Annotated in this window: 11 protein-coding genes; 2 read left to right on the forward strand and 9 right to left on the reverse strand. The window is 57.5% G+C overall.

From position 1 onward, the window contains the following. Positions 1-14: 14 nt before the first annotated feature. The 3 genes from repB to B3605_RS05690 form a co-directional block, all read right to left on the reverse strand. A complete protein-coding gene (gene repB / locus B3605_RS05680; RefSeq protein WP_112943444.1) occupies positions 15-1,052 on the reverse strand; it encodes a plasmid partitioning protein RepB in 1,038 nt (345 codons plus the stop codon). Next, entirely contained in the window at positions 1,049-2,311 is a 1,263-nt protein-coding gene (repA, locus tag B3605_RS05685; protein ID WP_112943443.1) for a plasmid partitioning protein RepA, read from the reverse strand. The genes repB and repA overlap by 4 nt, the downstream gene beginning before the upstream one ends. A gap of 438 nt (positions 2,312-2,749) precedes the next feature. Next, positions 2,750-5,134 carry a membrane-bound PQQ-dependent dehydrogenase, glucose/quinate/shikimate family gene (locus B3605_RS05690; RefSeq protein ID WP_296433213.1) on the reverse strand — a complete coding sequence of 795 codons (2,385 nt, stop codon included), beginning with the start codon at positions 5,132-5,134 and terminating at the stop codon, positions 2,750-2,752. A 240-nt stretch (positions 5,135-5,374) separates the two neighbouring features. On the opposite strand from B3605_RS05690, the gene B3605_RS05695 reads away from it, so the two are divergent. Next, the gene (locus B3605_RS05695) at positions 5,375-6,283 is read left to right on the forward strand and encodes a LysR family transcriptional regulator (protein WP_113168284.1); all 909 of its coding nucleotides are present in this window, start codon (positions 5,375-5,377) and stop codon (positions 6,281-6,283) included. A gap of 164 nt (positions 6,284-6,447) precedes the next feature. Here the strand turns inward: B3605_RS05695 and B3605_RS05700 are convergent, their stop codons facing one another. Beyond that, positions 6,448-6,984, reverse strand: a complete 537-nt coding sequence (locus tag B3605_RS05700; RefSeq protein ID WP_113168283.1) for an OmpA family protein — start codon at positions 6,982-6,984, stop codon at positions 6,448-6,450. 13 nt (positions 6,985-6,997) lie between these two features. Next, positions 6,998-7,672, reverse strand: coding sequence for a L,D-transpeptidase (locus B3605_RS05705; RefSeq protein ID WP_112943439.1), 675 nt, complete (start codon positions 7,670-7,672; stop codon positions 6,998-7,000). A 390-nt stretch (positions 7,673-8,062) separates the two neighbouring features. Between B3605_RS05705 and B3605_RS05710 the strand changes: the two genes are divergently transcribed. After that, a complete protein-coding gene (locus B3605_RS05710; RefSeq protein WP_113168363.1) occupies positions 8,063-9,397 on the forward strand; it encodes a solute carrier family 23 protein in 1,335 nt (444 codons plus the stop codon). A 288-nt stretch (positions 9,398-9,685) separates the two neighbouring features. On the opposite strand, the gene B3605_RS05715 is transcribed toward B3605_RS05710, so the two are convergent. Genes B3605_RS05715 through B3605_RS05730 form a run of 4 tightly spaced genes read right to left on the reverse strand, consistent with a single transcriptional unit; the run spans position 9,686 to position 13,689 of the window. After that, the gene (locus tag B3605_RS05715) at positions 9,686-10,666 is read right to left on the reverse strand and encodes an ABC transporter ATP-binding protein (RefSeq protein ID WP_113168282.1); all 981 of its coding nucleotides are present in this window, start codon (positions 10,664-10,666) and stop codon (positions 9,686-9,688) included. A 3-nt stretch (positions 10,667-10,669) separates the two neighbouring features. Next, positions 10,670-11,494 carry a carbohydrate ABC transporter permease gene (locus tag B3605_RS05720; RefSeq protein WP_296433226.1) on the reverse strand — a complete coding sequence of 275 codons (825 nt, stop codon included), beginning with the start codon at positions 11,492-11,494 and terminating at the stop codon, positions 10,670-10,672. Then, positions 11,491-12,354 carry a carbohydrate ABC transporter permease gene (locus B3605_RS05725; RefSeq protein ID WP_113168281.1) on the reverse strand — a complete coding sequence of 288 codons (864 nt, stop codon included), beginning with the start codon at positions 12,352-12,354 and terminating at the stop codon, positions 11,491-11,493. Before B3605_RS05725 ends, B3605_RS05720 begins: the two co-directional genes overlap by 4 nt. A gap of 54 nt (positions 12,355-12,408) precedes the next feature. Further along, entirely contained in the window at positions 12,409-13,689 is a 1,281-nt protein-coding gene (locus B3605_RS05730) for an ABC transporter substrate-binding protein (RefSeq protein WP_409457170.1), read from the reverse strand. Positions 13,690-13,738: the final 49 nt, after the last annotated feature.

Here is a 13,738-nt window from a genome sequence, read left to right on the forward strand (position 1 = left end):
AGCTTTGATAGCGATCAGAGCTTTGTTTCCCGCATGGCCGCAAACCGCTCGACAAGCGCTGGCAGCTCCGTTCCAATGAATTTCAAAAAGTCCCGCTCGCGGCCATTCTCGGCCACAAGCCGGATTTCCTTCGGAGTGACCACGTACGTACCGTGACGCGTGCCATTGCTGTCGACGATCGGCGTTGGTGTCGGTCGCGGTTCAGCACTGGGCTTCAGGCTGACCAATACACGCTGGAACCTCTGGTCAGAGAACTCCGCAGGATCACCCTTGAGCGCCAGCGTCTCTCTGGCGATCTCCAAAGATCCAGGCTCACCGGAAATCAGCTTCGCCAGGTCCAGCCATCGTGGCCGGCCGATCTTGGGGGCACGGCCGATTGCTTCGATAATGTCGGCAGGCACGGCGCGATAGACGCTACGCATGCGCGCAAGCTCGGCCGCCTCGATCGACAAGGCGGCATAGATCTCGCGCGCCTTGATACCGGCATCGTCCATGCGTGATGCAAACAATGCGCGCTCGATCCAGGTCAGGTCTTGCCTGCTGGCATTCTCGATGCCTTGGGCCACGACGAGATCGAGGTCGGACATATCGACTTCGACAGCCCTGACGGACTTGTTGAGCTCCTTGGCTGCACGCCAGCGCCGATGTCCGTAGACAATCTGAAAACGCCCCTGATCGGAGGGATGCTTCCGGATCTGGATAGGAACCTTCTGCCCATCGGTCTCGATCGAGCGCTTGAACGCGTCAAAGCTCGCGGCATCGTCGTCAGGGAGACGGTCAGGGTAGGGCGATGGGTCGATCAAAGACGCATCCACGTCACGCACGGTCGCTCCGCCCGATTCCACAAGTGCCTTCAGGCGATCGCGTTCCGTACGAATGTCATCGATCGCGCGATGCGCGGCGCCGATGACGCCTGCACCAACACGATTGCCCGTCGCGGGCGACGGGGCAGGGGGGGCTTCATGGCTGACGTCGGTCGTCTTGCCGCTTTCCAGTTCGGCAGAAAGAAGGCCGAAACTCGCGACAATGGATTTGCGCGGAGACTTGCTCATGGACGCCCCCAGCTCTTGTTGAGAAGCCCGACAATCGCCTCATTGACCGCGTCAACCGCTTCGCGCGCACGCTTGTGGGTGTCGCGTCCGAGTTGGCCCATTTCGAGCTCATAAATGGAGCGCTTAGCCAGGCCGGCTGCCTCCACTGCGGTGCTCTCGATGGCCGTGGGCAAAAGGACGTCGGGACCGAACAGGTGGCGCATCATTGCCACGACCTGCGACTGTGGTGCATCGTTCGGATTGTGGCGGGTCACGAGGTAGCGAATGAAGTCCTGGTCCAGCTTGGCACCGCTTTCGTTCAACACGCTGATCAGGTCACCCATCATGAGAAGGAACTGGCTCATCGAGGCGACATCGAGCATGGCCGGGTGAACGGTGATAATCATGCTCGTCGCGGCATAGATCGCGCTCAGCGTTAGAAAGCCGAGCGATGGTGGCGTATCGAGAATGACGACATCGTAGTCGTTCTCGACCTCGGCAAGGGCAAGCTTCAGGCGTTCGAAGAATATAGCGCCCGATCCGGAGCGGTTGGCAAGAACACGAGGCGTTTCGTGCTCGTATTCCATGACCTCCAAGTTGCCTGGAATAAGATCGACACCATCGAAATAGGTCTTGCGAATGATATCGCGAATGGGCCGGCGCTCCGCTTCGTCGTATCGGAGTGCTGCATAAATAGTCTCGTTGGCACCGACATCCATCTCAGGCTGGGCGCCGAAAAGCGCCGACAGAGAAGCCTGCGGGTCCAGGTCTAGAGCCAGGACGCGGTAGCCGTGCATGGCGAGATAATGCGCAAGATGAACGCAGGTGGTGGTCTTGGCGCTCCCGCCCTTGAAGTTGGCGATCGCCAGAACCTGAAGATGCTCGCCTTTCCGCCGGCGAGGAAGAAAGCGCAGCGCATCCGCCGGTTTCTGTTCCGCGAAAAGCTCGCGCAACTCATTGATCTGGGAGAGCGTATAGACGCGGTGATTGTTCTCGAGCCTGCTGGGCACCGGACCACGCCCTTCACTCGACATCAGCTTCAATGTCGAATCAGGGATTGAAGTGAGCTTGGAGACCTCGTTGGTCAGGAACTGACGAAGCATCTTTTCAGATTTGGGCGGGTACATCCGCATACGCAGTTGCTGGAGCTGCCCAGAGAGAAGACTTGCGTGGCGCAAGATCTTGCTGCCAGCATCTTCCTTCGAAGCGACCACCGATTCCGTCCGTTGTGCTATTGCCATTTTACCCTCTTGGCGGCTCCAAGCCGATTTACCGGCCATTGCCCGCCAAATGGTAGACCACGATTCTCGAAAATCGTCCAGAACTATAGGGTTAACGAAAGCTTAAGGAGGGAGGGGCAGGGTTCACACAATCAAGGCTAACACAACGAAATCGCTCGAACTTCTCGCTGCCGAGATTTCTCACCACCGTTTTGGCTCGCCAGCGCGCGAAGCCCGAGCCGCCGACAGCCGTATCCTTGATATCTTTTAACCAGCTACCTAACGCGGGATCAACGCGGCGATCTAGGCGATCAAATCCGTGCGCGGATGATAGAAAACTGCGCCCAGTCGACGCGATGTTTCTCTTGATTGCAACCCCAGCCAGCTCAGACGCGCACGCGCAATAAAGATCCGGCTGTTTGGCAAAGGGAGGGCGATTTGAGCAAGTGAAACCACTCGAACGGGTGGTAGGCCCCGCCTGAACGGGGCCCGCCATTGTCATTTCGGCAAGGCAAAGGCGATGATGTAGTCACCGTAGTCCGGGGAGGACCGTGCGCCACCCGCGGTAACAATAACATACTGGCGTCCATCTTCTGGCGAAAGATAAATAAGAGGCGTCGAGCCCCCGCCGACTGGAAGCGGGCTTTTCCACACGACTTCACCCGTTAATACGTCGAGAGCGCGGAGATAATAATCAGACGTGGCGGAGAAGAAGACCAATCCAGAAGCCGTCGGGACCGTGCCACCCAATGACGGCATCCCCAGCTCGATCGGGAGATGCGTTTTCATGCCGAGCGGTCCAAACTGCTCCGGCGTGCCGATGGAGCGGTGCCAAAGCATTTTTTTCGTGCGCATATCGATTGCGCCGATGGTTCCGAAAGGCGGTGTCGTGCAGGGAACGCCGAGGAAGGACTGCACCATGCCGCGCTCTGCGCCGTAGGGCGTGTTGCTGAGAGGCACGACACCGCCGACGCCGGCTTGCGTCTTGCCGGTTTCGGCAGTGCGGCGGATTTCGTCTTCACGCTTGAGAAGGCGTCCCTTCATTGCAACACGCATATCGTTGACGATCATGATGTCGTGCTGCTTGTCGATGGACTGGCCACCCCAATTGGTGGTGCCGTACCAGGACGGGTTCTGAAGATACCATTGCAATTGCGGTGGCGTGTAATCGCCCTTGTAGTAGAGTTCCTTGAACTGGATGCGGCAATTGAGCTGGTCGATGGGTGTGATACCCCACATCGAAGCTTCAGTGAGAACCGCGTCACGCATCGAAGGCATGCCCACAGAGTAAGGCTGCGTCTTGGAAAGAAACTCACCATTGACCCCTTCGGTCGGAACAGAGCGTTCCTCTACCGCAGTGAGTGGCTTTCCAGTGCGACGGTCCAGCACATAGATCTCGCCGTTCTTGCCGGCCTGGATCAGAGCAGGTATACGTCCGCCCTTGCCATCTGGCATGTCACAGAGCACTGGCTTCGACGGCATGTCGTAGTCCCAGACGTCATGATGAACGAACTGGTAGCTCCACTTCTGTTCACCGGTCGTCGCATCGACCGCGACAACCGACGAGCTGACCCGCTCCGTCTCGGGCGAGCGCATTCCGCCGAAAAGATCCGGCGTGCCATTGCCCGTAGGCAGGTAGACCATGTTTAGCGCCGCGTCATAGCTAGGTGTTGCCCAGGTGTTCGGAGTGCCGCGGGTATAATGTTCGCCTTCCGCCGGCGGGTTCGGTTGACCCGGGCGGCCGACATCCCATGCCCATGAGAACTTGCCTGTTACGGCGTCGAACGCGCGCACTACGCCGGAGGGTTCATCCGTGGACTGATTGTCCATAACCCAGCCGCCGACAATGAGATTGCCTCCGGCAAGCAGCGGCCCCGATGTCGGATTGTAGAAGCCGGGATCGACCTTGCCCATCCCTTCAGCGAGGGAAACTATACCGTTCTCGCCAAAGCCTGGAACCGGCTTGCCGGTATTCGCATCCAATGCAATGAGGCGCATGGTGCCAGTTGTCAGGTAGATGCGCTTCTTTCCAATGGCGTCAGCCGGGAGTGCCGGCACCTCAAGATAGGCCAGCGAGCGGCAGCGGCTCCAGTTGGCTGTATCCTTGACTGTCACTTCCGGGTTGTAGTGCCAGAGTTCTTCTCCGGTATCACCACGCAACGCAAATACCTGGTTGGTAGGCGTGCAGGCGTAGAGCGTATTGCCGATCTGAAGCGGCGTATTTTGATTTTCCCGGCCGTTTCCGGTGACGTCGCCGCTGCGGAAAGTCCAGGCCACCTGAAGCTTGCCGACGTTCTCGCGGGTAATCTGGTCATAGGGCGCGAACTGTTCACCCGATGGTGTACGACCAAAGCCAACCGAGTTGGTAGGCTCGGTGGACGATTTGTAGTCGGCTGCAATCTCCGGGCTGTGGTCGGGTTTTACGATCCAGATGGGGAAGAAAGCGCTGATAAAGGCAGCAGCCAACCCCACGGCGGAAATCCCTGCCAACAGATAAGATGCCTTGCGGAAGGCACCCGACGTCTTCGGGAAGCGAGGAACGACCAGCGCGATCAACAGACCGCCAACGGCGAACATTCCGAGGCGCGCGGCAAGCGGCCAAAACTTAAAGCCGACTTCCCAGAAAGACCAAAGCGCTGTGGCAAGGAAGAAGGCCGCGTAAAGATAGGCTGCCTGAACGCGCAACCTGACCAGCAGGAAAGCCGTGACCAGCAAGACAATACCGGCGGCGACGTAATAAGGCGAGCCGCCAACCTTGAGGAGTTCGCTCCCACCGTAGATGAAATATGCGCCGATCGCAAAGAGTATCAGGGCAACAAGCCAAGATGCTATCCGCGTCGCCAATGAGACGCCCACGGATCGTGGTTTAAATTCAGACGTCAAGTTCTCGCTCCTGGGGCACATTTGGGAGGAAATGCCCCTGGCACACGGCACGCAAGCGACAGGGATGCATCGCTCAGTATAGCTGCGCTAAATGAGTTACCCGTCTACTGGATTGGGATGCCGTGAGAAAGGAACAAGGAAAGTGGCTGCCCCAACTGCCACTTACGCAGCTTGATTAATGGGGCATTCCGCCGCATACAAACAATAGGTTCTAAATCGTGATGAAGCTAGTCTAAACCAATGCCGCGCCTTTCCGTGCCCTTAGCCAATCTTGAAGTCTTTGCCGAAGCGGGCAGGCTGAGCTCGTTTAAGCTCGCGGCCGACAATCTGGCTTTGACGACCAGCGCTGTCAGCCAGTCGATTCGCAAGCTGGAGGATCGTCTGGATTGCCAGTTGTTTTTGAGATCCAACAATAGACTGGCTCTGACGCCCGCAGGCAGGCTCTTGCTTCGACACATTGAGGATGGCTTCGATCACATTAGGCACGGCTTGACCGCGATCACTCCGGACAGTGGGCGCCCGTTATCCTTCTCCAGCCCACCGGGTATAGCCGCGCAACTGCTCGGCCCCGCTCTTGTGGATTTGATGAGCGAACAAGCGACTGACATTAGAATTACGGCAGATGAAACACCCGACTTTCAGTCTTATCGCGGCTTTGATGTCGCAATTGTCTATGGCGCGGGCGCGCGGGCAATTCCCGATATCGAACCGTTGGGTCCGGATACTTTTGTACCGGTTTGCGCCACGCATCTCGCAGAACATATCAGGACGATTGCCGACCTCAAGTCACATTTGCTTCTGGCCAATGAAACGAACGCGGTGACTTGGAAGCATTGGTTCGATTTCAACGGCTTCGATGATGCGAGCATTCGACGGCTCAGTTACAACCGGATCAGCTACATTGTCCCAACGCTTATCAACGGCGGCGGTGTCGGTCTTGAAGCTCTGAGGCTCTTGTCGCCACAAATCGCACGGGGTGAGCTCGCAATCTGTGCCCCACCGGGCACGCAACCGGTCGTTCAAGACCTCACATTCCTGCACGTGACTGACAATGCAACTCGCCGTCCTCGCGCGTTGAACGTCGCTAAACTTATTCGTGACCGATGCAGAACTGGGGACGATGGCCTAGTTCAGAACGCAACGTTCTAGGCTGAACGAGGCGCCTACCGCGCATTACTCTCGCAATAGTGCTGTAGTCACACAATATCTGTAGGGCTGCGCCAGGGCTGAACTAGAAGCCGCTTAAAAAGTTCATCCATGCATTGTATCTTGGCGATGCTGCTCCAACCGATCTATGCCCCTTGATAGAAGGCTTACACTGAATCGCGTTGCGAGCGAAGGTTGGTGACGACGCGCCTGTTCTGCACCTTGCAGGATCGGTTTGTGCAATCCCTGACTTCGCGGTCGTTGCCATAGCCCTTGGCCCACAGCCGATCCGATGCGACGCCTTTCTCTACTAGATAGGCCATCACCGCGTCAGCACGTTTTCGCGACAGCGAAGTCATCGCTGCCCCAGATCCAGAATCGTCGGCAAAGCCCTGTAGTTTGACAAGCCATTGAGGGTTATTATTAAGCCAAACAGCCTGCTTATCCAATGTCGCCTTGGCGACGGAATCAAGCGTTGCCGAGTCCTGTGCGAAATAGGTGCGACGGCCGACATTGAGAATGAAGTCTTCTTCGCTGCCAGATGCTATATTCTCGAAGCCGGGCGCCGGATCGTTGGTTTGGCCCGTCATCTTCGTTGGCAATGGCTCTTCCACCTCGGCGAGTTCAGTCGTACTGCATGCAGCAAGCGTCGCCACGATGATTGCAACAGCATGTATTTTCGGCAATCCGGTCAAATCAAACATCAGTGTGATTTCCTCATTCCGCCGAGAGGGGCTGTCTGGCCTGGGCAGCATTTTGCGCCTGATCGGCTATATGTGGCAGCACCTGCACCGCAGTCCCGATCGGACAGCGCTGATAAAGATCGATCGCATCTTCGTTGAACATGCGGATGCAACCGCTAGAGGCATCCCTGCCAATGCTCCCAGGCTCCAAAGTACCGTGGAAGCGATAGCCGGTATCCACGCCGTCGCGCAGCAGATACATGGCACGCGGCCCCAGCGGGTTGCTCGGTGAACCGCCATCGACGGATTCTGGAAGCTCCGGGTGCCGATTGCGCATCTCAGGGGGCGGTGTCCAGCGCGGCCAGAGCGCCTTGCGGTCGATAGTCGCTCGTCCGTACCATTTGAAGCCCTCACGGCCGACGCCGACGCCGTACCGGATCGCGGTCTTGTTCTCCATGATCAGGTAGAGAAAATGATGCGTGGTATCGACAACGACAGTGCCGATTGGCTCATCACTGAAATACTTGACGACCTGCCTATGCCACTTCTTCTCGATTTTCGCGAAATTTGTGCTTCTGAAAGCGACGCCGTTGTCTGTGCTGGTACCAGCAAAATAGGACGGAGCCACTGCTACGACCGGCTTTTGGAGCGCAACGGCGCCGACTGAAACCAGTCCACCGAATAGTAGGCTCCTGCGCGTCCACATCATCGGCTATTCCCCCGAAAGCCAAGTAGCAATCGCTCATATAAAGCAGATTTTTTTCCGCTCACAAGAGCAAAAATCGCATACTTCTTCCGTATCGAGGCCTAGAACTCCCTCGCCCACGATCGTAGACGAGCATCGGCGCAACGGCTTCACATAAGAGCAGGTCGCGAAGTGTGCCTGGTGGTGTCTCCAGTTTATTTCCCCTCATGTGCACCCGACGGCTGACGATGGATAGACTGAACAGCCCAGCCACTGTGGGTAAACTCTGCACCCCAATGACATTAGATGTCAATTTGCGTATGCGATGGGCGATAACCCTAATCTGGACCGGTGTCACAGCGCGTACAGGCGCCTCGGGCGCGGTTCTGCGCAACAACATCGAAGGGACGAATGATGAGCGAGACTGGCGGCTATTTTCCGCGCTGGCGGTTAAAGGCGGAAGGGCGGATCCAGCCCGATGAACGGTTGCCGGCTGCGCAGACGTTGGTGCTGGGACTGCAGCATGTCGTTGCGATGTTCGGCTCGACCGTGCTTGCTCCGCTTATCATGGGCTTCGATCCCAACGTATCCATTCTGTTCTCGGGAATCTCGACGCTGATTTTCTTCATTGCCGTTGGTGGTCGAGTTCCGAGCTATCTTGGTTCATCTTTCGCCTTCATCGGTCCCGTACTTGCTGCGACCGCAGCGACAGCCGGCGCGCCAAATCCGAACATCGCGCTGGCTTTGGGCGGTATCATTGCCGCTGGTGTGCTTTATGCGCTGATCGGTGTCTTGGTTGCGTTCGCAGGTCACCGCTGGATCGAGCGGTTGATGCCACCTGTCCTCACCGGTGCGATTGTCGCGGCAATCGGACTTGTGCTGGCACCGATCGCGATATCGAGCGCGTCTGGTATCAATGCTGCTAGCCCTGATGGGAGCCAGCTCTCGCGTTGGATCGCGATCCTGACGTTCGTGGCTGTTGGCGCCATCGCGGTCTATGCACCAGGCATGTCACGCCGCCTGCCGATCCTCATCGGCGGTGCGCTCGCCTATTTCGCCTACTACGTCGTCGCCAACGTTTTGAGGCTTGGCGCTCCCATCGACTTTACCGGAGTGGCTGCTGCTCCATGGTTCGGTTGGCCGCACTTCACAACACCCATCTTCTCTGCCTCCGCCGTGGCTCTAATTGTGCCCGTTGTCGTTATCCTCATCGCGGAAAACCTGGGGCACATCAAGGCAATCGGTGCCATGACCGGACGTAACCTGGACCCTTACCTCGGTCGCGCCTTCATTGGAGATGGTGTCGCTACCATGTTATCGGGTGCGTTCGGGGGCACAGGAATGACGACCTATGCGGAAAACATGGGCGTTATGGCTGTTACACGCATTTTCTCGACACTCGTGTTCCTTGTCGCGGCCGCGGTCGCGATCCTACTTGGTTTTTCGCCGAAATTCGGAGCCCTGATACAGACCATCCCCGCCCCTGTCATCGGCGGCCTCTCGATCGTCGTCTTTGGGCTTATCGCAGCGACTGCCGGCCGCATCTGGGTTGAAAACAAGGTCGATTTCGCCGAACCGCGCAATCTCATCACTGTCGGCGTTGCGCTTGTGCTGGGCGCGGGCAACTTTAAGCTGGCAGTAGCAGGATTTACGCTAGATGGCATCGGCACCGCAACGATCGGTGCGATCCTATTATATCATGGTCTCGGTTGGTCGAAAACTTCAACTACCAAGAACGCGAATCTATAGCGGCAATACATCTGCTTCGCCATCTGCGCGTAGCAGATGTAAAATTGAGGCCGCCTTCATGAGAGGCGGCCTTGTTTGTTCGACGTCACTATTTATTCTACGGCCGCCATAATCTGCAACCGATAATGGGTTGCATTGGTTGCCCGGCGGTTTGGACCACGCCGCAAATGCGGGGTTTTGATGCTCGCGCGATCGCAGCTAGCTTTTCGTAACTGCTCCGATTTTCACCACGGTTACCTCCAGCGTCTGCCAACGCTAGTCGGTTTTCCCCGATATTTAAGGCAGCGCCTAGCTAAAACGATGTTCTTTGCTCGGCATTGGTGAGGCGAACGCCGCGTCGCCGATGGTGATGGCCTTGTCGCCGTCGGTGCGAACCAGCAACGATCCCAGCGTCTCGACATCGAGATGGACGATAGAATCCGCGCCCAGCCGCTCGATGTGCCGGACGGTGCCTCGCCACTTGCCGTCGGTCGGCGAAAGCGACAGGTGCTCGGGTCGGACACCGTATATGCGACATCCCTCTGCCTTGGCGATCGCTCCCTCAAAGAGGTTCATCTTGGGGGATCCGATAAAGCCCGCGACAAAGGCTGTCTGCGGCCCGTTGTAAAGCGTCATCGGAGAGCCTACCTGCTCGATATGGCCGCCGTTCAACACGACGATCTTGTCGGCCATGGTCATGGCTTCTACTTGGTCGTGCGTGACGTAGATCATGGTCGCGCCGAGTCGCGCATGCAGTTCGGTCAGCTCCATGCGCATCTGTGATCGTAGGGAAGCGTCGAGGTTGGACAGCGGTTCGTCGAATAGAAACACCTTCGGATTTCGGATGATGGCCCTTCCGATCGCCACGCGTTGTCGTTGGCCGCCGGAAAGCGCTTTCGGTTTCCGATCGAGCAGATGCGACAGTTGCAAGATATCGGCGATTTGCTTGACCTTCTCCGCGATTTCCGCCTTGGGTCTTTTCGCGAGCGAAAGGCCGAAACCGATATTTTCAGCGACTGTAAGATGCGGGTACAAGGCATAGGATTGAAACACCATTGCAATACCGCGCTCGGAGGGTTCTGCGTCGGTCACATCCTTGTCGTCGATGACGATTTTCCCGGCGCTCGATGTTTCAAGCCCTGAGATCATTCTGAGCAACGTTGACTTTCCGCAGCCTGACGGGCCAACGAACACGCAAAACTCTCCGGCGGCAATGGTGAGATCGATGCCCTTGATGACTTCGAGGCCGCCGAAGCTCTTTTTTACGCCGTCGAGAACAACACTTGTCATAAATTATCCTTTCACTGCGCCGGCAGTCATGCCCGCTACGATCTGTCGGTTAAAGAAGATGAAGACGATCAGCGGCGGTATGGTCACGAGCAGGATGTTCATGAACAGCAGATTGAACTGCGTTTGGAACTGTCCCTGGAAGTTATAGAGAGTGAGCTGCACGGTCACGTTTTCCCGGCCGGGCAGGTAGTAGAGAGGGTTGGTGAAATCGTTGAAGATCGCGATCGATTGGACGACGATGACGGTTACGGTCACCGGCTTCAACAAAGGCAGGACGACACGGAAGAAGATCTGCGACGGCTTTGCGCCGTCGATAATCGCTGCTTCGTCCAGATCGCGTGGAATTGTCGCGATGAAGCTCCGAAAGAGCAGCACGGTGAACGACAGGCCGTAGGCAACCTGGATCAAAACCATGCCGGAGAGCGTCTTGAACAGGCCAAGAGCCTGCAGCACCCAGATCGTCGGCACCACGGCAGGCGGGATCATCAAGCCGGCCAGCACAAAGGCATAGATGACCGCGTTCCATTGCGATGGCCGGCGCTGCAGGACATAGCCGACCATTGCGCCGAACAGGACGAGCAATGTGACGGCAGCCACCGTGATGATCGTCGAGTTGAGATATGCCAGCAGCAGCATATAGTTGCGGGCTTGGATCACATCTATGAAGTTCGTCCATAGATGCCACTCGCTTGGCAGGGTGAATTTCAGTGCCGCTGCATCCTGCTTGGTTTTCGCGGCCGTCAGAAAGATGAACAGGAACGGCATCACGAAGATCACGCAGCATGCGACCAACGCGGAGGCTCCGGTGTAAAACTGGCGCCGGGTCATATGTCGACCTCCTTGCGATTGAGCCAGAAGGTGAGCGGCAAGACGATCGCGGCGATCAGGACGAACAGGATGACGTTCCCGGCCGTGGATAATCCATAGAAGCCGGCCTGATATTGCTTGTAGATCACGCTCGCGAGCACGTCCGAGGAAAAGCCGGGGCCGCCCTTTGTCATGGCCCAGATCAGATCGAAGCTACGCAGGCCGCCGATCAACGAGAGGGTGATGACGGTGATCGTGGCCGGCTTGACCAGGGGGATGGTCACGCGGAAAAACATCTGCGTTCTCGTTGCACCGTCGATGCGCGCTGCCTCGTAGTAGTCGGCGCTGATGGATGCCAATCCGGCGATATAGATCACCGTCGCAAGTCCGATGCCCTTCCAGAGATCGACGAGAACGATCGAGTAGAGCGCCAGCGCCGGATCCGTCAGCCAGCCGGGACCGTGGATGCCGATGGCAGCCAGCGCGACATTGATGATGCCACGCGTCGGATGCATGAGAACGGAAAAGGTTATGCCGACGCCGATGGTCGACACCAGAACGGGAAAGAAGATTACCGTTCGAAGAAGACCCTGGGCCCAGAGTCCGGATGTCAGCAGGACAGCCAGAAGCAGGCCGAGAACCGTCTTCGCGGCCGACGTCGCCACCGCGTAGATGACGGTGTTCGTCAGTCCCTGGATCAGGAAGGGCTCGCGGAAGAACTGCTTGTAGTTCTCAAGTCCGATGAACACGGTCGTGAACAAGTCCCAACGTGTCAGGCTGAACCAGAAGGATGCGATTGTGGGGGCCAGAAACAGGACGGTGAAGATGACCGCCGCCGGCAGGATGAACCAATAGGGGTAGGGTGACTTGCGTATAACCATAGCGGCTCCTAGCAGCTTGCCCAGATATCTGCCGGGCAAGCTGCGTCTGGGAGGTTACCAGTTCGGCAGGCCGAGCTGCTTTGCCTGCTTTGCGACGTCCTGGTCGTAAAGCGCGGCTGCGTCCTTGGCGGAGCGGATACCCGTTCCGACCTCGACGGTGATCTGCTCGAGTGCCGGTCCTTTCACGGGCGACAGGAATTCCAGCGCCGGGCCGTTTCGGCCTTCCGTCTGGAAATACGGAAGCATGTCCGTGACTGCCTGCGGCACGTCCTTGGGAAGCTCGCAGCCCTTGATCAGATACGGACCCGACGGCACCGCCTTGGCCATCAGCTCGCAACCTTCCTTGGAGGCTACGAAATCGAGGAACTTCTTAGCCTCCTCGAGATGTTCGGCCTTCGCAGAAAGATAGAGTGCTGCCGGCATCCAGATCGTCAAGCCGTTCTTGGCGGCATCGGTCCCGGGTTCAGCGAAAAATCCGACGTCTTGAACGTTGTCGGGAAAGTTCTGCTGGATGTTGCCGATGCCGAAGGTCAGGCTGGGGTAATGTGCTGCTTCGCCCGTCGAGACCATGCGCATGCCGTCATCGAAGGTTGCGGCGCCGAAATCCTCGTTGAAGAAGCCTGCTTTCGCCACTTCTTCCTGGTGCTCGAAGCCGCGAAGTGCCGCAGGTGTCGTGGCATACTTCACCTTGTTGGCAGTGTAGTCGTCAGCAAAGGTCGGCACCTCGGTCTGAACGTTGAAGAAATCAGCCAGGACAAAGATCTGCGATGTCCAGGTCGTGCCGTAAGTTTGGGCGATGGCGACCTTGCCGGCAGCCTTGACCTTCTCGTTGTTGGCGATGAATTCGGCCCAGGTCTTTGGCGGCTGCAGGCCGAGCTCGGCATAGATCTTCCTGTTGTAGAAGATGCCGCCACCCATCGCCGGACCAAACGGAATACCGCGGACGTGACCGTCGGCTCCGCTGACGACCTTCTTGAAGCTCTCAAGGATGCCCGCGGCGGATGGCAGATCGGAGAGATCGGCCATTGTCTGCTCAGGCTTCAGGGCTTTGAAAAGCGAGCCGCTGTTATACTGGAAAACATCCGGCATCTCGCCGGTTGCCAGACGGGTCTTGACGATGTTGTCGCCTTCGGAACCACCCGCACGCTGCTCGACGTCGAAGGTCACATCGGGGTTTTTCTCGCTGTAAGCCTTGGAAACGGCATCGAACGAAGCGATCGTTTCCGGGTTTGTGTCGATCAACACGCTCAAGGTCACATCGGCGTGGGCGACGCTACTCGCCAGCGCCAACGTAGCCGCTGCGATGATGCTGCATTTCGTCATTCGCATTGTCATCTTCTCCTCCAAAGACGGGCGATTTGCCGTTACAATTAGTCATGTCGTT

This window comes from Rhizobium sp. UBA1881, from assembly GCF_002338015.1.
GTDB lineage: Bacteria > Pseudomonadota > Alphaproteobacteria > Rhizobiales > Rhizobiaceae > Rhizobium.